Genomic DNA, 18,416 nt, shown 5'->3' with positions numbered 1-18,416 from the left:
TTCCCCGAGGAGCACATCAATGGCCGATGCACAGCAACTCGCACAGCAGATCCTCGACTCCGTCGGTGGGTCCGCGAACATCGCCGACGTCGAGAACTGCATGACCCGTCTGCGCGTCGAGGTGGTCTCCACGGAGGACGTGGCGCTCGACGACCTCAAGGCGACCGACGGCGTCATGGCCGCGATCGCCGCCGGGTCGAACCTGCAGATCGTCCTCGGTCCTGGGCTGGTCGACCGGGTGGCGAACGACCTCTCGACGCTGCGCGCGCAGCCGTCCGATCCCGCGCCGTCGGTCACGCCGGAGGAGCTCGCCGCGCGCGGTGCCGCGATGAAGAGTGCGGCCCGGTCGAGGACGGACGGCCGCACGATGCGGGCCGTCCGGAAGATCTCAGCGATCTTCATCCCCCTGATCCCGGCGCTCATCGCGTGCGGGCTCATCGCGGGCATCAACGGCATCCTCACGAACCTCGGCTGGCTGCCCGGTCTCACGCCGTTCCTCGCGGTGCTCTCGTCCGGCTTCCTGTCGTTGCTCGCGGTGTTCGTCGCGATGAACGCCGCGAAGGAGTTCGGCGGCACCCCGATCCTCGGCGGCGCCGTCGGCGGCATCGTCGTTGCGGCCGGTGTCGCGAACGTGAGCGTCTTCGGCGAGCAGCTCGCGCCCGGGCAGGGCGGCGTCCTCGGTGCCATGGCTGGCGGCATCCTCGCCGCGTACGTCGAGCGGGGCATGCGCCGCGTGACGCCGGATGTGATCGCCCTCATCGTCGTGCCGACCGTCACGGTCCTCGTCGCCGGCGCGGTGACCCTCGGTGTGCTCATGACCGTCGCGGGTGTCGTCGCCTCGGCGATCGGCGTGGCCGCGACCTGGCTCCTCGCCAACGGCGGGGCCTTCGCCGGGTTCGTCCTCGGCGGGTTCTTCCTGCCGCTGGTCATGACGGGCATGCACCAGGCGCTCACCCCGATCCACACGACCCTGATCGACCAGACCGGGTGGACCGTCCTGCTCCCCGTCCTCGCGATGGGCGGCGCCGGGCAGATCGGTGCGGCGATCGCACTCTGGCTGCGGTTCCGCCGCAACGAGGCGCTGTCGAGGACCATCCGCGGCGCGCTGCCCGCCGGGTTCCTCGGTGTGGGCGAGCCCCTCATCTACGGCGTCACGCTCCCCTTGGGCCGGCCGTTCATCACCGCGTGCATCGGCGGCGCGTTCGGCGGCGGCGTGGTCGGACTCTTCGACCAGCTCGGGCACACCGTCGGAGCCATCGCGATCGGAGCCTCGGACCTCTCCCTCCTGCCGCTGCTGAACGGATCGTCCGGGTTCGGGTGGGCGCTGCTCGGGTACGGCTCGGGGTTGATCGTCGCCTACGTCGTCGGGTTCGTCGCCACGGTGCTGTTCGGCGTCTCCGCGTCGGTGCGGGCCGACCTCGAGGCCCAGTCGTCCGCTCCGGCGGGTGACCCCGTGGCGCCCGACGCACCGATCGACGTGGACGACGCACGCGTCGGAACCGCCGCGAGCGCGGCCCGCTGATGCGCCTGGGCGCGAGTGCGTACCTGGCGCACGCTCCTCTGGCAGCCGCCACGTTCGAGGCTGCGGCTGGGGCAGGTGCGACACTCGCGTTCACGTCGTTGCACATCCCGGAGGACTCCCCTTCGGCAGCCCGGGCGACATCGACCGCGATCGTCTCGGCCGCACGGGAGGCCGGGCTGGCCGTCCTCGCCGACGTCTCCCCGAACACCGCTCGACTCCTCGGTGACGACCCATGGACGTTCCTCCGGAGGATCGGCGTCGCCCGCGCCCGCATCGACTTCGGGTTCTCCGAGTCCTCGATCCGAGCAATCGCGGACGTGCTGCCGATCGCCCTCAACGCGAGCACGCTCCGCGCCGCCGACCTCGAACCCTTCGCCGACCTCGACGTCGAACTCGTCCACAACTTCTACCCCAGACAGTGGACCGGGCTGTCGCACTCCTCCGTGGTCGAGTCGGTCGACGTGGCGCGGCGCTTCGGTTGGCGAGTCGGAGCGTTCGTGGCCGGCGACGCGACCCGCCGCGGGCCACTCGGTGAGGGCTTGCCGACCGTCGAGGAGCACCGGGAGACCCCGCCGCTGTTCCAAGCCTGTGCCCTCCTCGAGGCGGGTGTCGACGACGTGTACGTCGGGGACCCCGCGCTGACGGAGCACGCATGGGATCGGCTCGGAGCGCTGGTCCGCGATGACGTCGTCGTCCTCGACGGTCGAGCCGCTACGGGCGTGCACCGTTCGGTCATCGGCGCCCTGGCCGTCCCGGACCGTGAACGACCCGATGCTGCGGCGGCGATTATCCGGTTGGAGCACTCGCGCGAGCGGTTCGCTGCCTTGCCCCTCCCCGACGTCGGCGGCCAGCCACGACCCGCGGGCGCCGTCACCGTGCAGCTGCCCGCCGCCGGCCGGTACTGCGGCGAGGTCGCCATCGTCCTGCGGGACCTGCCGGCCGACGACCGCGTCGCCGTCCTCGGAACGGTGCCCCTCCCCCTCGGTCGACCCCGAGGGCACCGGATCAGCGTGGTCCTCGACTGAGCCGGATCGCGGAACTGCATCCACGGACGTCCCTAGACTCGTCGCATGAGCGCACCGGCACGGATCGAACGCGGCCTCGACCGACTCGTCAACTTCTCCGACGCGACCGTCGCCATCGCGATCACCCTGCTGATCCTGCCGCTGGTGGACCTCGCGGGTGAGGTTCACGGAGCGTCCGGCGCCGGCGAACTCCTCCGGGAGCACTGGGGCTCCATCGTCGAGTTCGTCGTCACGTTCTGGGTGATCTCGCGGTTCTGGCGGCTCCACCACCAGGTGTTCGAGCACGTGCAGTCGTACACCCCACTCGTGCTGCGGCTGAACTTCGTGTGGCTCATCAGCATCGTGTTCCTGCCGTTCGCCGCGAACCTGCTCGACGCCGGCGACACCGACCGGGTCGCGTACGCGGTGTACCTCGGCACGATGCTTGTCACAAGCCTCTCGCTCACGGCGATCGAGTTCGCGCTGCGCCGATCGCCCGAGCTGCTGTCGACGCCGCTCGCGACCAGCGACAAGGGGTTCATCGCCGCAGGGCTCCTGGCGGCTGCTCTCGTGCTGGCCGTGCTCTTCCCGGACGTCGGGCTGTTCTGGGTGCTGCTGCTCCTGTTGCAGGGACCGATCGGTGGGCTATTGCACCGGCGCTCCTCGTAGGCTGAAGCGCATGGGGGACTACGAGGGCATCGCTCGGCGGGCATGGCGGCGGACGACCTGGATCGCGATCGCGGGGTTCGTCGTCGGGGCAGTGTTCGGGGCGCTCTTCTCCGACGGCGAGGACGCCCTGAACCGATGCCTGATCATCCTCGGGTTCGGTATGAGCATCGGTGGACTGGGCGGCGCCGTCTCGCTGTTTCCCGCGACCTCCAAACTCGGGCCATCAATGCAATGGCCCGTCCGCGAGCTCGACAAACCGCAGCGGAAGGTCGTGCGCCGCGCAGTGTTCTCCGGCCGGCTCCTCGGCGAGCCGGGCTCCGAGTCGGCGCACCGGGCGTTCGACTTCGCGCGGGGCGCGGCGGTGTCGCTGCCGACCGCCCGGGCCCAGTTCCTGCTGCTCTACGCCGGCATAGGAGGTCCGCAGCTTCCGAATCTCCTGCGTGATGACGTCTGGAGCGGCGGGATCGCGCGGGGTCTCGTGACCCTTCTCGTCCTGATCACGATCGGCATCACGATCGGGTTCGGCCGGCAGCTCCGAGGGACCCGCCGGTACCTCGCCGCCGTCGGACGCGAGTAGCTCCCGTGCCGTTCACCGACGCCTCCACGGTCCTGCTCGGCAAGCTCGCGACGTACCTCCCCGACGAGGAGGACTCCGGCGCCGCCGAGATCGTCCCCGGCTACGTCCACGGGGCAGTTCGCCGGTTCGAGATCGGAGGGCGGCTCACACTCACGCCCGAAGTCCTCTGGTTCGCCGCGCACCCGATCAACTACGCACCGGGAACCCGCTTCGGCATACCCGTCGAGGAGATCGTCCGGCTCGACGACGTCTCGAGCGGCCTCCGCAGGAAGGTCCGGGTCATCATGCGGAGCGGCATGGCGCCGACGTTCCTGATGTGGGGCATCCCCCGCTTCATCGAGGCGGTTGAGCGGGCGCGCGCCGCGCTCTGAGTCCTCATGGCCAGCAAGCGGTCGGCCGGGAGGCGCGGATCACCTGCGCCACGCCCGTCCGGTGCCGGAGAGTCCCCCCATCGAACCCTCCGACCCCGGCCGTGCCCTCGACCGCCGACCCGTACATGGTCAGGCCGCCGCTGCGCGGGCGGACAACGCCTGCTCGCTCAGCGCGACGAGGTCGTCCGCGCGGAGGGCCGGCCAGCCGTGCAGGAGCTCCCGCCATTCCGTCGAGAGCGCGCTCACCCCGTACAACGCGCCCGCGAGGGCACCCGCGATCGCCGCCACGGTGTCGGTGTCGTTCCCGGTGCGGACCGCTCGGACGAGGGCATCCTCGAGACTCGTGCTCTTCCGCACCGCGGCGTAGGCAGCTTGGAAGGCCGACACGACCCAGCCGTTCGAGTCCGTGAAGTCGACCGGCTTCGAGTGCTCCGCCGTCACGATCCGGTCGACCCAGGTGCGCCGCTTGTCGAGGTCGAGCAGGTCGAGGCCCGCCATGACGTCGAGCTCGCCCGTGAGGACCGCCTTCCGGATCGCCACGCACCAGAGCACGCACGCGTCCCCCGCGTCGGACTCGTAGTGCGTGAGGTCACTGATCGCTCGAGCGGCCTCGGCCAGCCGGAGCTCCTCGTCGACCGCGCCCGTGAGGTACCCGAGCACCAGCGCCGCAGTCCGCATGAGCGAGCCGTTCCCCGCCGACCGCCCCTTGTACTTGTGTTCCTGCCGGGCCGCAACCCGCGCGCACTCGGCGGTGCGTTCCTCCAGTCCGGTCAAGACGTTGCGCGTCTGGATGCCGACGTCGGGCGCGGTGCGTGCCCAGTCGGCCCAGGCGGCCACCAGGCCGTCGAGGGCCGGCTCGCTGGCGGGGTCGCCGCCGCGGGCGAGGGTGCGGAGGATCGGTACGGCCATGCTCGTGTCGTCGGTCCACTCCCCCGGTGCCCAGCCGAAGGAGCCGCCGCCGGCCATCCGGATCGGGGTGGGTTCGGGGACGGCGGGACGGAACTCGTAGCCGGCGCCGAGGGCGTCGCCGGCGGCGGAGCCGAGCACGGCGCCGATTGCGCGGTCGCGGGTGGTGGGGTTCATGGCCGCCTGCCTTCCTGGATGAGTTTGCGCGGTTCTGCGCTAACTGAGCTTCACTGTTCCACGTCGTCGCGGTTTGCGCAAGTGTGCGTAAACTCGACGACGTGACTTCGTCTGCGTACCGCGATCCTTCCGGCAAGCGCCTGGTCGACTACCCGCGGCCGTCGGTGGCTGTGGACACAGCGGTCCTGACCGCGCGTGGGGGGGAACCGCTGTCGGTCCTCCAGGTGCGCGATGCCGTGGACGGGGACTGGCGGTTGCCGGGAACGTTCGTGCACGAGGGCGAACGGTTGGCCGTTGCTGTGCTGCGATCCCTGTCCGACAAGGCAAATGTGACCGGGCTGGCGCCGTCGCAGTTGCACGTGTTCGACGATCCCGCGCGGGACAGTCGGGGGTGGGTGTTGTCGGTGGCGCACCTCGATGTGGTGCCGGCCTCGTCGCTGTTGTCATCCGATATGGACGCTTCGCGCGCGCGGCTCGTGCCGATCGACGACGCGACCGGGATGGTGCACGGGCACGACGAGATCGTGGCGTTCGCGGTGGCCTCGTTGCGGGCGCTCTACGCTGCGGCGCCGGACCCGCGCGGGCTCGTGGCGGAACCGTTCACGATGACCGAGCTGCGGCGGGTGCACGAGGCCGTGGCGGGACGGGCGTTGCAGCCGGACTCGTTCCGGAGGGCGATGCTGCCGGGGCTGGTGGCGACGGGCGAGCGCCTCGCGTCCGGGCCCGGCAAGCCAGCTGCGCGATACCGCACACGTGGTGGTTCACCCCGACTTGGGGGCGATGAACCCCTTTCCTGAGAGGACGTCCATCCGTAGCCTGACTCCAACTGCTCACCTGCTCGAAGACGGAGTCGTCATGTCCGGGATGTACCCACCGAACGGTCAACCACCCACACCGCCGAACGGGCAACAGCCGTACCCGACCAACGGACCGCCTCAGTATCGGCCACAGGGCCCGTACCAGTCTGGACCGCCATTTCCTCCGAACGGGCGTCCGCCGTTCCCCCCGGGAGGACAGCCGCCCTTCATGCAGGGTCCGCCACCTCCCCCTGCGCGACGGGGCAACAGTTTCGCCACCGCCTCGTTGGTGCTCGGTATCCTCGCGCTCCTCTTCGCCTTCGCCTCCGCTCCGGCCCTCGCGGTCCTGTTGGGGATCCTTGCTCTCATCTTCGGACTGATCTCCCTCCGGAAGCGCACCGGACGAGGGATCGCGGGCACGATCATGGGCTCTGGCGGCCTCGTCATCGCGATCGCGCTCGGGATGGTCAACCTCGCGAGCAGCGACGATCCGATCGACGCGTCCGAGCAGGTCGCTGTCGATCCTGGTGCGGAGTCGGAGACCGGAGCGATCTCCGTTCCGGACGTGACGGGTGAGAGCGTGGCAGACGCACGTGCCCTCCTCGAGAAGGCCGGGCTGGAAGTGGCGTCTCCGGGCGCTGGCAGTGACGACGAGGTCTCCGGCCAGAGCCCTACGGCGGGCTCCTCAGTCGAGCCTGGGAGCACCGTGACACTCGAAGCGGCGAGTCCTGCCGGAAGCTCCGTGACGCATCCTGCGAAGGCCGGCACGAAGTTCGGCATGGACTCGTGGGGCCGCGCCGGGGACGACGATCCCGACTACCGCATCTGGTTCGACGGCTACAACGGCAACCAGACCTCGACCGACTCCTGGGACGCTCCGGACGCAGGGATGAAGTACGTGACGGTCGTCGTGCATGTCGAGGCCCTGCAACCCGGCGTCCACACGGGTATCGAGACGTGGGACGTCAACCTGACCGACAAACAGGGCAAGGTCTACGAGGAGACGTACCTGTCCGGAGTCGAGGACATCCCGAGCGTCACGCTCGGGAAGGGGCAGTCATCGAGTGGCCGCCTCGCTTTCGAAGTACCGAACGACTTCGACGGCGGCGTGCTCTCGTTCGCTGACGCGACGATCTTCGTGAGGACGAACTAGCAGCCCGAGACGTCGGTCACGCAGTTCGTCCCCAGATCGTCACTTCTGCTCCTCGAACGCGACAGGTCTCGACGACCATCGGGACATGGAGTTTTGGGAAGCTGACGACGCTCGACGGCGGCACATGGCGCGGTTCGGCCGACGGGACACGGCGCCCGAACTTGCTCTGCGACGTGAGCTCCACAGCCGCGGGCGACGCTTCTTCGTGGACCGCCGGGTGAGCGGGCGATGCCGAGTGCGGCCCGATCTGGTCTTCCCGCGCGCCCGGGTCGCGGTGTTCGTCGACGGGTGCTTCTGGCACTACTGCGAGGCGCACGCGCACCTGCCGAAGGCCAACGCCGAGCTCTGGCGCCGGAAGCTGTTGGCGAACCGTCGGCGGGATGCGCAGAACGAGGCGATCCTCGTGTCCGAAGGATGGCGGGTCCTCCGGTTCTGGGAGCACGGTGACCCGGCGGCTGCCGCGACGAGAGTCGAGCGGGAAATCGACCGATGGGACTCCATCGCCCGTTCCGCCGGACGCCGCGCGCACCACGGCAGGATGGATCCTGTGATCGAAGTCGTGGCAGGAGTCCTCACGCGTATGGACGGAAGGGTCCTCGCCTGCCGACGGGCCCCAGGCCGGTCCGCGGCGGGCCAGTGGGAGTTCCCCGGCGGGAAGGTGGAGCGGGATGAGCTGCCAGAAGCAGCCCTTGCACGTGAACTCCACGAGGAGCTCGCCATCGATGTCGTCGTCGGCGAGCGGATCGATCGCTCCACGACGACCGTCGGGGGAACCGGCATCGACCTCGCGAGCTACCGCATCCAGTGGTTGTCGGACCAGCCGGTTGCCAGCTCGGACCATGACGAACTGCGATGGCTGTCGCCTACGGAGCTCGCAGACGTCCGCTGGGCAGAACCAGACCTGCCGACAGTCCGCCTCCTCCAGGCGGAACGGCCTACGGGCTGACGCTCGTGAAGCCGTCCTCCGTCGACTGCCACCACACGGTGATCCCGACGGAAGTAGCCAGCTCCATCATCGACGCGCCCGGTTCCGCCGGCAGGAGGATCGCCGGAGTCACCGTCAGGCCACGACGTCGTGCGACCGCCGCGTAGTCGAGCGCCTGCCCGATCGCCGTCCTGACGTAGATCCTCGCGGTCGACTTCTTCGCCTCGACGACCTGGGACAGCGTCGGCACGTACAGGTCCGGCACGATCGTCACCCCGTCCTCGGTGAGACGCAGCACCTGCACGTCCTCACCCCGAGCACGGAGCCATTCACCGAATCGCGTCTGCAGCTCGAACTCGCGACGGGAGACGGCTCGCACCGACTCGCCTTCGTCGACGCGGCGCACCTGGTACTCGCTGAAGTCGAGGGGCTGCCACGCAGTCGTGACCGGAGGCGCAGCGGTCACCAACTCCCGAGACGAAGAACCGCCCTCCTCGGCGACGAGCACGGGCAAGAGCGACGTGTCCGCGTCGACCGCGACGAGGTTGAAGACCAGTCCTTCCCGTTCCGGGGATGACCCGGTCCCCGGGAACCGCTCCCACGTGAACGGCGGATCAGCGAGCGCAAAGCTACCGACGTAGGTCACGGTGCCCTGGCCTCGGAACACACGGATGGGACGACCGATCTCCTCGGAGTCGGCCAGGGCCTTGTTGTTCGAGGTCAGCGTCTGGTCACCGTCCTGCCCCTGACCGCTATAGCGGAAGACGCCATCGCTGCGGAGCCCCTCGTGCACGCCGTAGCCGTGCTTCCCGCCGCCGTCGTTGGTGAAGACGAGCATCTCGTTCGTCGCCACGACCCGTGTGATGCCGTCCTGCCAGCTCCCGCCACCGAGGCGGTTGTGCAGCTCACGACGACCGATGCTCGTTCCGATCGGGATGTCCCAGACCATTTCCATTCCCCTCGTTATGGAAACGCTAAGCGAGGCTTCCGGAGCAAGGCGAACGCAGACCAGCCCCAGAACGGGTGCTCCCTTGACGGTTGCTCAGGAGAGAGGATGATTCGGTACCGGAACGTTCGGGGAGGGCGCCGGTGTGATCAGGACACTCCTCAGGGGAGCACCATCGTGACCATCGCCGGTACCTCGGCCGGGGCTGAAGCCCGACGACTCCGCGTCCGAGCCGACGAACACCGGCGGCAGGCGGACGAGGCCGAGCAGCGTGCGGGACGCTACGAGATCGCCGAGCGCACCGAAGCCGAGACCGCACGGGTCCTCGCACCGCTCGCCGGCATCGGCTACCACCTCCTCGCCGACCGGCGGTGGCCCGGGAGCAAGCACGCCCAGGTCGACATGATCGTCGTCGGCAGCGCCGGCGTCTTCATCGTCGACACGAAGGCCTGGCGCGAAGTCTCGGTCCACGGCGACCGCATCCACCGCGGGCAGGAGGACGTCACCGACGACATCGCTCGTCTCGCGGACCTCGTGTACGGAGCGGAGGCGGCCCTCGCCGAGATCGGTCTCCCGCCCGGCGAGGTCCACGCGGTCGTCGCCCTCGCCGGCCAGCGGCGGATGCACGCGCACGTCGCCTCGGTCGACGTCATCGGGGTCCACGACCTCGTCGGTCACATCACGAAGCGGAACGCGCGATTGTCCGCCGTCCGGGTCGACCAGGTGCTCGCCGCTGTGATGGCGCACTTCCCCGTCATCAACGGCGGCCCGTCCCCCGAGCAGCAGCTGACCGTTCCGGAGCCGGTCCTCCCCCGCCAGGATCTGACCCAGCCTGCGCTCATCGACGACGCTGAGCTCGCTGAGCAGCTCCTCGACGGCGTCCTAGAGGCCCCCATCGAGGAGTGGATGGCCTTCCTCGACCCGTCGCAGGCCAAGCTCGTCCGCCGCAACTTCAACGGCCCGGCACGCATCCGCGGGGCGGCCGGCACCGGCAAGACCGTGGTCGGCATCCACCGCGCCGCCTACCTTGCCCGCGCGAGTACCGGTCGCGTGTTGTTCGCCACCTACATCAGCACGCTCCCGAAGGTGCTCGCGTCGCTCTTCGAGCGTCACGCGCCCGACCTAGTTGATCGCGTCGACTTCGTCGGCGTCCACCAGTTCGCGACGCGTCTGCTGAAGCAGCGGGGCATCCGGTTCCGTGTCGACGAACGGGAGGCACGGCTCGCGTTCGACGACGTATGGAACGCGATCGGGGCCTCCAGTCCGCTGCGGGCATCGCGCTTCACACGCCGCTACTGGGAAGACGAAATAAAGCACGTCATCAAGGGACGGGGCCTGACCCGCTTCGAGCAGTACGCGGATCTGGCCCGTGTCGGGCGCAAGCACGGGCTGCCCGTCGAGGTCCGGCAGGCGGTCTGGGACCTGCACGCTGCCTACGACCGCGGATTGCGCGAGCGCGGCGTCACCGATTGGGAGGACGTCGTCCTGCTCGCCCGCGATGCACTCCGCGAGCGGCCCCTCGCGGAGTACCACGCGGTCATCGTCGACGAGGCTCAGGACCTGTCGTGCGTGATGGTGTCGTTGCTGCACTCGCTCGTCGGGGACCGACCGGACGGGCTGACGCTGATCGGTGACGGACAGCAGACGATCTACCCGGGTGGGTACACGCTCGGAGAGGTCGGGATCAGCCTCGCGGGGCGCGGCGTCGTGCTCGACGTGAACCACCGGAACACCGCGGAGATCCTCGACTTCGCGAAGCAGATGGTCGCAGCGGACTCGTTCACAGACATCGAGGGTGTGGACGGCGCTGGCGATGTTGTGTCAGCCCTCACGCGGAATGGGCCGCCGCCCATCGTTCACCGCGCTGCCGGGCGCGCCGATCACAACGCCGCCATGCTCGCTCGTCTGACCGAAGTGGTGCGCTTGGTCGGGATCTCACACGGCGACGTCGGGATCCTGACTGCGACGAACCAGCAGGCGCACGACGTCATGACCGTGCTCCGCGCAGCTGGCGTGCCCTGCGTGTCACTCAAGGACTACGGCGGGAAGCCGGTCGACGCGGTGAAGGTCGGCACCGTCAAGCGGGCGAAGGGACTCGAGTTCAAGCAGGTGCTGCTCGCGCATGTCCGGCGGCGATTGCTCGCCGATGCGCATGCGTCGATGAGCGAGGCCGACCGAGAGCGGCGGGAGCTCGATCGGCGGGAGTTGTACGTGGGCATGACGAGGGCGAGGGACGGCCTGTGGGTCGGGACGCATGCTCGCTGACTACCGCCGCTGACCCCTTTCTTGACTACACATGTCCAACCGCTCTTGATGAGCACCAAACAAGGAACTGAAATGCCTTTCCCTCTTGACGACATGCTTGTCGTCGGTGTCGCCTCGAGCGCGCTGTTCGACCTGTCCGATTCGGACAAGATCTTCCGCGAGTACGGGGAGGACGAGTACCGGAAGCACCAGGAGGAGCACATCGACGACACGCTCCTCCCGGGTGTCGCGTTCCCGTTCATCCGCCGCCTGCTGTCCCTCAACGACCTCGGCCCGGACGGTGTGCAGCTGGTCGAAGTGATCATCCTTTCTCGCAACGACCCGGAGACGGGACTCCGGGTCATGCGGTCCCTCCAAGCGCACGGCCTCGCGATCTCGAGGGCGATCTTCATGCAGGGCCGGTCGTCGCACGAATACATGGCAGCGCTCAACATGTCTTTGTTCCTCTCCGCGAACGACGACGACGTACGAGCCGCAATTCACCATGGCCTGCCTGCTGGTCGCGTTGTCGGCACGCCGGCTGAGGATGCAGCCGGTCGTGATCTGCGCATCGCGTTCGACTTTGATGGCGTCCTCACGGATGACTCATCCGAGCGCATCATGCAGTCTTCCGACCTTCCGACGTTCCATGAGAACGAGGCTTCCCACGTCGAGGAAGCGATGCCGGAAGGATTGATGGCACAGTTCCTGCGCGGGATCAATCGCATCCAGGACATCGAGGAGGAGCTGGTCCGGACCGACCCGACCTACAACCGTCGCGTGCACGTCGCGATCGTGACCGCACGGAATGCCCCAGCGCACGAACGAGTCGTCCGAACTCTCCAGGGTTGGGGGCTCCGAGTGAACGATGCGTTCTTCCTGGGTGGTGTCGAAAAGGCACGCATCTTGCAGGTCCTTCGCCCACACATCTTCTTCGATGATCAGATGGACCACCTACGCGGCGCAGCGAACGATGTCCCGAGTGTCCACGTCCCGTTCGGGGTCGTCAACGCAGCGGACGGGGTGTCCTCCGACGCGGCGGCCGACACGCAACAGCCGCCGGCCAGCGAGCCGCAGGACCAGCCCGACGACTCTGCCAGCTAGTCTCGATCTCGCTCCAACCCGGCCTTCGAGCCCGCACCTCAAGGGGAACCGCATCATGGCGATGTCCATCCACGATCTGCTCGACGTCTACACGACCATCGCTCCGGACAAGCGCACCAAGGGCCGCCTCTTCGAACGCTTGACCCGCGCGTACCTGACAACCGATCCGAAGTGGACGGCCCGCTTCGACGAGGTGTGGCTCTGGCAGGACTGGCCCGAACGGAACGGGAAGACCGACACCGGCATCGATCTGGTTGCACGTGAGCGCCATGGTGGCGGCTTGTGCGCGATCCAGTGCAAGTTCCACGACCCCGAGAACACCATCCAGAAGAGTGATCTGGACTCGTTCTTCACTGCGTCGGGGAAAGCAGCCTTCTCATCGCGCCTGATCGTCGCCACCGCTCCCCTCGGGAAGAACGCTCTCGAGGCGCTCGTCGACCAGCAGCTACCGACGGCGCAGATCCCGATCGAAGAGTTCGAACACAGCGGCATCGATTGGTCTGAGTACTCCTTCGACCACCCCGACTCGCTTGCTGCACCGGTTCAGAAGTCGCTTCGCCCACACCAGGTAGAGGCACTGAACGCGGTGCAGGCCGGCCTGGAAACCGCTGACCGCGGCAAGCTGATCATGGCGTGCGGAACCGGCAAGACGTTCACCAGCCTTCGTATCGCGGAAGCAGTCGCTGGCCGCGGTGGCAAGGTACTCTTTCTCGTCCCGTCGATCGCGTTGTTGTCCCAGACACTGCGCGAGTGGTCACGGGAGCGTGCCTTGCCGCTCCGGGCCTTCGCCGTGTGCTCGGACAGCAAGGTCGGGCGCGTCAGCGAAGACTTCACGGTTGCTGATCTCGCCTACCCAGCCACCACGAACACACAACAGCTCCTCAAGGAAGTTGCGAAGGCCGACGAGCCCGACGGCTTGACCGTCTTCTTCTCGACGTACCAGTCGATCGATGTCGTCGCCAAAGCGCAGGCTGAGGGTTTGGCGGACTTCGACCTCGTGATCTGCGACGAAGCGCACCGGACAGCCGGCTTCTCGCGTCAAGGTGTGGACGAATCCGCGTTCCTGCGTGTGCACTCCGACGATGCGATCAAGACTGCCGCTCGCGTCTACATGACGGCAACGCCGAAGATCTACGCTGAATCCGCGAAGAGCCAGGCTGACGAGAACTCCGCGGTCATCTATTCGATGGACAACGAGAAGGTGTTCGGCCCCGTCTTCCACCGCCTCGGGTTCGGCGAAGCCGTTGAGCGAGACCTCCTCTCCGACTACCGGGTACTCGTCCTCACCATCGACGAAGACTCCATCGGAAGCGCGTTCCAGGAGACCTTCGCGGCCGACGGCGAGCTGAACATCCCGGACGCCGCCCGGATCGTCGGCATCTACAACGGACTCGCCAAGCGCGGCGTACACGGCATCGACACCACGACGCCGAACGCGCATCAGCCGCTGCGTCGAGCCGTTGCGTTCTCCCGATCGATCAAGGACTCGAAGACTGTGCGAGGCTTCCTCGACGGCTATGACGGAGTCGATGGAGTACGTCCCGACAGCATCGCCGGTCGTCGGGTCGATGTCTCGGACGATGGTGATGCCCAGACGTACCGGCTCGAAGCCCGGCACGTCGACGGTGGGATGAACATCCTCGAGCGCAACGAGCACCTTGATTGGCTGAAAGCCGACACGAGCGATCAGAACGTGTGCCGGATCCTCACCAACGCCCGCTGCCTGTCCGAGGGCGTCGACGTTCCCGCCCTCGACGCCGTCATCTTCCTGAACTCTCGGGACAGCCAGGTCGATGTCGTGCAGTCGGTCGGCCGTGTTATGCGAAAGGCGCCAGGGAAGGACTACGGGTACATCGTCCTGCCGATTGCGGTGCCCGCTGGGCAGTCGCCCGAGCAGGCCCTCAATGACAACACCAAGTTCAAGGTCGTTTGGGACGTCCTGCGCGCGCTGCGCGCGCACGACGAGCGCTTCGAGGCGAAGATCGAGCAGATCGACCTCAACGGTCGCACTGACACCGGTCCGGTCATCGCAACCAACTTCTCCGATGCTGACCTACCCGAATCCGCTCCGGACTCCGCGACTCCCGAAACGTCTCAGGTCCCGCTCGACATGAGCGCGCTCGGCGCCGACTGGCAGAACGCTATCTACGCGCGCATCGTCGACAAGGTCGGCGAACGCGACTACTGGGAGAACTGGGCCAAGGACGTCGCAGAGATCGCCGCTCGACAGATCGCCCGCATCACGGGACTCGTTGACGGATCCAACGCGGAGCTCCGCACCGAGTTCACGCGCTTCGTGAAGGGCCTGCAGGACAACCTCAATCCCGGAGTCACCGAACCGCAGGCGATCGAGATGCTCTCCCAGCACCTCATCACGCAGCCCGTGTTCGACGCGCTCTTCGCCGGCCACGCGTTCAGTGACCACAACCCTGTGTCGCAGGTCATGCAACGGATGGTCGACGCGCTCGAGGAGCAGAACCTGACGACCGAGACCAGCGACCTCGCTGGCTTCTACGCGGGCGTTCAACGGACTGTCGCAGGGATCACCGACGCCGCGGGCCGTCAGACGATCATCAAGCGTCTCTACGAGAAGTTCTTCAGCGGAGCCTTCCGGAACACCTCAGAACGCCTCGGCATCGTGTACACGCCGAACGAGATCGTCGACTTCATCCTCCGCAGTGCCGACCGGCTCAGCCGAGATCACTTCGGTGCCGGCCTGTCCGATCGAGGTGTGCACGTCCTCGACCCGTTCACCGGCACTGGCACGTTTATCGTCCGGCTTCTCCAGTCCGGGCTGATCAGTGCCGCGGACCTGGCGCACAAGTACCGGCACGAGCTCCACGCGAACGAGATCGTCCTGCTCGCCTACTACGTCGCCGCCGTCAACATCGAAGCGACGTACAACGGTCTCCAGGGCGGTGAGTACGTCCCATTCCCCGGCGTCGTCCTCACCGACACGTTCCAGTCCGCGGAGGACGACGACACGTTCGACGACCAAGGCGTGTTCGGTGACAACAACGAGCGTGTCAGGCAGCAGAACGACCTTGACATCAGCGTCATCGTTGGCAATCCGCCGTACTCATCCGGGCAGGATTCGGCCAACGACAACAATCAGAACCTCAAGTACCCGTACCTCGACAAGCGCATCGCCAACACGTATGCAGCGCGATCGACTGGGCAGAACAAGAACAGCCTGTACGACTCCTACATCCGTGCAATCCGCTGGGCTTCCGACCGAATCAAAGACCGCGGAATCGTCGCCTATGTCACCAACGGTGGCTTCCTCGACGGCAACACCGCGGCTGGCCTCCGGCTGACGCTGCAGGATGATTTCAGCGAGCTGTACATCCTCAACCTCCGGGGCAACACCCGCACGTCTGGCGAACAGGCACTCAAGGAAGGTGGCCAGACATTCGGACCCGGCAGTCGGGCAACGATCGTCATATCGCTACTTGTGAAGGACCCAGATCGGCCGTCATCCGGTACGATCCACTACCGCGACATCGGCGACTACCTAACCCGCGACGAAAAGCTTGATCTGCTCGAGCAGTATGTCGATTCTGATGGCGTGCCGTGGGAGCAGATCATCCCGAACGAGCACGGCGATTGGATCAACCAGCGCAATGACGCGTTCGAAGCATTCACTGCGATCGGAGATCGCAATGCACCGAGCGCAGCGATCTTCGCAACTTACTCTCCCGGACTGAAGACGAATCGCGACGCATGGGCTTACAACTCATCGCGTGACAAACTTGCTCGCAACATGTCTCGGATGGTGGAATTTTACGAGCAGCAGGTTCAGGCGCGAAAGCTGCAGTCAGCTGCTCCACTCGCAGCCGATCCGCGACAAATCGCTTGGGGCGGCGTTCTTCGGACAGCAGCCGAGCGCGGCAGATCGGTGCAATTTGATGCAAACTCCATCCGGGTTGGCATTTATCGGCCATTCCAGAAACAACATTGCGTGTTCGATGCCAGTCTCAACGAACGTCAATATCAGCTTCCAAAGCTGTTTCCTGCCGGTGGCAACAATCACGGTTTTTACCTCACAGCGCCTGGGTCGGGCCACGCGGCGTCAGCGCTTGCCGTCGATGGGATCCCAGACCTCGCACTCTGGGGTTCAGGCAGCGGGCAGTTTTTCCCGCGATATGTGTTCGACGGCGAGCGACAGGACGGAGCGTTCGCGATATTCGATGACCCCCATCGTCGAGACAACATCAACGACACGGCGCTTGCCAGATACCGGGAGCTGTACGGCGCGGATGTCACCGCTGACGACGTCTTCGTCGCCGTCTACGGACTCCTTCACTCCGAGGACTACCGACGCGAGTTCGACGCGGACCTGAAAAAAATGTTGCCCAGGATCCCGGAGCTGACCGATCCAGGAGACTTCTGGGCCTTCGCTCAAGCAGGACGAACGCTCTCCGACCTGCACCTCGGCTACGAGAATGCGGAACTCCACCCGCTCGAGTTCAGCGCGCCGGTGCCGGCGGATCTGCGGATAACGAAAATGAAGTACGGCGGGAAGCCCGGCAACCTTGACCGGACTCAGATTACCGTGGCTCCTGGTCTGACTATAAGTGGCATTCCGATGGAGGCGCACCATTACAAACTTGGGTCCCGTTCGGCGCTCGATTGGGTCGTCGAGCGATACCAGGTCAAGACCGACAAAGCATCTGGCATCGTCAACGACCCGAACGACTGGGGCGCCGAACACGGAAATTCGGCATACATCGTTGAGCTGATCCAACGGGTCGTGACGGTCAGTGTCGAAACAGTCCGCATCGTGTCGACACTTCCCGCTCTACACTACCGAACGGGTTCTACTTCGTGAGGCTGGGTGTTCCGGCCGGCAACCATTGAGGCCGGCCGGGGCACCCTCTCTCGGCTATGTGCGCACTGAACCGGGAGAGGTCGAGTCGGATCGCGTCGCCGGCTCTATTGAGCTCGACTCCAAGGCGAAAGACGGTAGGCCCGCTCAGCAAGACCGTAGGCAAGTCGTCGCGGCGTTCGCCGGTGTACATCAACCACCCCTCCCCCAACCCGAACCTCCGGCAGTACGCCGCCATCTGGTACAGGTCAGCATTCGGGTACTGCCCGTGCTTCTCGACCTTGTACTTCACGTCGATGCACGCCCGCACCTGCCCGTCGACGAGCCACACGAGGTCGGGAGCGATCTTGACCGTCCCGTCAACGTCGAGCTTCGACGCGTACTGCGCCACGAGCTCTCCCCCGTACGGCCGGAACGCCTCCCGGAGCGCAGCGGTAACGAAGTCCTCGAACACCGACCACATGTCGACGAGGAACCCGGCGCCCACGAGTGACCCGGCACGCTGCTCGATCGACGCACCGGACAGCACGAGTGACGCTAGCGGCAGCACCGTCGCGTACCGAGCGTTCCGCCGATCGGAGCGGACCACGGGCACCGGCGCCCCGACCGGGACCACCGTCACCCCGTCGAGCACCCGAACCACCCGCCGCAACCGTCCGACGACATCGGCAGGCACTCCCGGCAGTCGCAACAACTGCGTCGCAGCGGTCAGCACGAGCTGGTCCTCCACGTAGTCGTCGAACGACACCTCAACCGGTAGCGGCTGCCCGCCTCGCCGCGTGAGCTGGTCCCCGATCCGCCACCGACCGCGCACCAGCGGCAGCGCATCGTCGCGCGTCACGTACCCGCGCAGCGCACCTCCGGCGAGCGCCCGCGAGGCCTGCCGCTCGAACGCGTGCGCCAGTGCCGGCACGAGGTCGTCGTCGGCCGCGAAGCCGAAGTCCTCGTCTTCCCAGATCGCACTGCCCGCTCGCGCGTAGCCGAGCATCGCGAACAGCCGCCGCACCGGCGTCTTCGGCCGGATCCACACGTCGTGACCGGCGATCCGGACTACGCCAACCTTCCGTACGCCGCTGACGCGGTACTCGTCCGCCACGAACGTCGGCGAGACTTCCGCGATCCGCGCGGCGACGAGGCCGGCCGCGACCTCGCGCGGCATCCGGTGCAGCGTCGGCTGGTCCGCCTCCCGCAAC

Annotated in this window: 14 protein-coding genes; 11 read left to right on the top strand and 3 right to left on the bottom strand. The window is 67.1% G+C overall.

Annotated features, from left to right (window positions below):
• Positions 1–19 precede the first annotated feature (19 nt).
• Genes ACRQ4C_RS06740 through ACRQ4C_RS06720 form a run of 5 tightly spaced genes read left to right on the top strand, consistent with a single transcriptional unit; the run spans position 20 to position 4,143 of the window.
• On the top strand, positions 20–1,522 hold the full coding sequence (locus ACRQ4C_RS06740; RefSeq protein WP_439690584.1) for a PTS transporter subunit EIIC: 1,503 nt from the start codon (positions 20–22) through the stop codon (positions 1,520–1,522).
• Positions 1,522–2,547: a MupG family TIM beta-alpha barrel fold protein gene (locus ACRQ4C_RS06735; RefSeq protein WP_439690583.1), complete on the top strand. Its 1,026-nt coding sequence runs from the start codon at positions 1,522–1,524 to the stop codon at positions 2,545–2,547. The genes ACRQ4C_RS06740 and ACRQ4C_RS06735 overlap by 1 nt, the downstream gene beginning before the upstream one ends.
• A gap of 45 nt (positions 2,548–2,592) precedes the next feature.
• Positions 2,593–3,195 carry a TMEM175 family protein gene (locus ACRQ4C_RS06730; protein WP_439690582.1) on the top strand — a complete coding sequence of 201 codons (603 nt, stop codon included), beginning with the start codon at positions 2,593–2,595 and terminating at the stop codon, positions 3,193–3,195.
• A 10-nt stretch (positions 3,196–3,205) separates the two neighbouring features.
• Entirely contained in the window at positions 3,206–3,772 is a 567-nt protein-coding gene (locus ACRQ4C_RS06725; protein WP_439690581.1) for a hypothetical protein, read from the top strand.
• 5 nt (positions 3,773–3,777) lie between these two features.
• Positions 3,778–4,143: a hypothetical protein gene (locus tag ACRQ4C_RS06720; RefSeq protein WP_439690580.1), complete on the top strand. Its 366-nt coding sequence runs from the start codon at positions 3,778–3,780 to the stop codon at positions 4,141–4,143.
• Positions 4,144–4,272: 129 nt separating this feature from the next.
• Here the strand turns inward: ACRQ4C_RS06720 and ACRQ4C_RS06715 are convergent, their stop codons facing one another.
• The gene (locus ACRQ4C_RS06715) at positions 4,273–5,226 is read right to left on the bottom strand and encodes an ADP-ribosylglycohydrolase family protein (protein WP_439690579.1); all 954 of its coding nucleotides are present in this window, start codon (positions 5,224–5,226) and stop codon (positions 4,273–4,275) included.
• Positions 5,227–5,327: 101 nt separating this feature from the next.
• On the opposite strand from ACRQ4C_RS06715, the gene ACRQ4C_RS06710 reads away from it, so the two are divergent.
• From ACRQ4C_RS06710 to vsr, 3 genes are all read left to right on the top strand, one after another.
• Positions 5,328–6,023: an NUDIX hydrolase gene (locus tag ACRQ4C_RS06710; RefSeq protein WP_439690578.1), complete on the top strand. Its 696-nt coding sequence runs from the start codon at positions 5,328–5,330 to the stop codon at positions 6,021–6,023.
• A 463-nt stretch (positions 6,024–6,486) separates the two neighbouring features.
• Positions 6,487–7,176 carry a PASTA domain-containing protein gene (locus ACRQ4C_RS06705; protein WP_439690577.1) on the top strand — a complete coding sequence of 230 codons (690 nt, stop codon included), beginning with the start codon at positions 6,487–6,489 and terminating at the stop codon, positions 7,174–7,176.
• 85 nt (positions 7,177–7,261) lie between these two features.
• Positions 7,262–8,122: a DNA mismatch endonuclease Vsr gene (gene vsr / locus ACRQ4C_RS06700; protein ID WP_439690576.1), complete on the top strand. Its 861-nt coding sequence runs from the start codon at positions 7,262–7,264 to the stop codon at positions 8,120–8,122.
• On the opposite strand, the gene ACRQ4C_RS06695 is transcribed toward vsr, so the two are convergent.
• Positions 8,112–9,050 carry a hypothetical protein gene (locus ACRQ4C_RS06695; RefSeq protein ID WP_439690575.1) on the bottom strand — a complete coding sequence of 313 codons (939 nt, stop codon included), beginning with the start codon at positions 9,048–9,050 and terminating at the stop codon, positions 8,112–8,114. The two genes, vsr and ACRQ4C_RS06695, sit on opposite strands and share 11 nt — an antisense overlap.
• A 174-nt stretch (positions 9,051–9,224) precedes the next feature.
• Between ACRQ4C_RS06695 and ACRQ4C_RS06690 the strand changes: the two genes are divergently transcribed.
• From ACRQ4C_RS06690 to ACRQ4C_RS06680, 3 genes are read left to right on the top strand one after another with little or no spacing between them, the layout of a single operon-like run.
• A complete protein-coding gene (locus ACRQ4C_RS06690; RefSeq protein WP_439690574.1) occupies positions 9,225–11,312 on the top strand; it encodes a 3'-5' exonuclease in 2,088 nt (695 codons plus the stop codon).
• Positions 11,313–11,360: 48 nt separating this feature from the next.
• Positions 11,361–12,395 (top strand): 5'-nucleotidase, encoded by a 1,035-nt coding sequence (locus ACRQ4C_RS06685; RefSeq protein ID WP_439690573.1) that lies wholly within the window; start codon positions 11,361–11,363, stop codon positions 12,393–12,395.
• A gap of 55 nt (positions 12,396–12,450) precedes the next feature.
• Positions 12,451–17,226, top strand: coding sequence for a DEAD/DEAH box helicase (locus tag ACRQ4C_RS06680; protein ID WP_439690572.1), 4,776 nt, complete (start codon positions 12,451–12,453; stop codon positions 17,224–17,226).
• Here ACRQ4C_RS06680 and ACRQ4C_RS06675 read toward each other — a convergent pair.
• Positions 17,216–18,382 carry an McrC family protein gene (locus ACRQ4C_RS06675; RefSeq protein WP_439690571.1) on the bottom strand — a complete coding sequence of 389 codons (1,167 nt, stop codon included), beginning with the start codon at positions 18,380–18,382 and terminating at the stop codon, positions 17,216–17,218. The genes ACRQ4C_RS06680 and ACRQ4C_RS06675 overlap by 11 nt on opposite strands.
• Positions 18,383–18,416 lie beyond the last annotated feature (34 nt).

The organism is Curtobacterium sp. SP.BCp (assembly GCF_051903255.1).
In the GTDB taxonomy this organism is placed as follows: Bacteria; Actinomycetota; Actinomycetes; order Actinomycetales; family Microbacteriaceae; genus Curtobacterium.
Note: the sequence above shows the minus strand (reverse complement) of the source record. Positions and strands in the feature narration are given on the sequence as shown.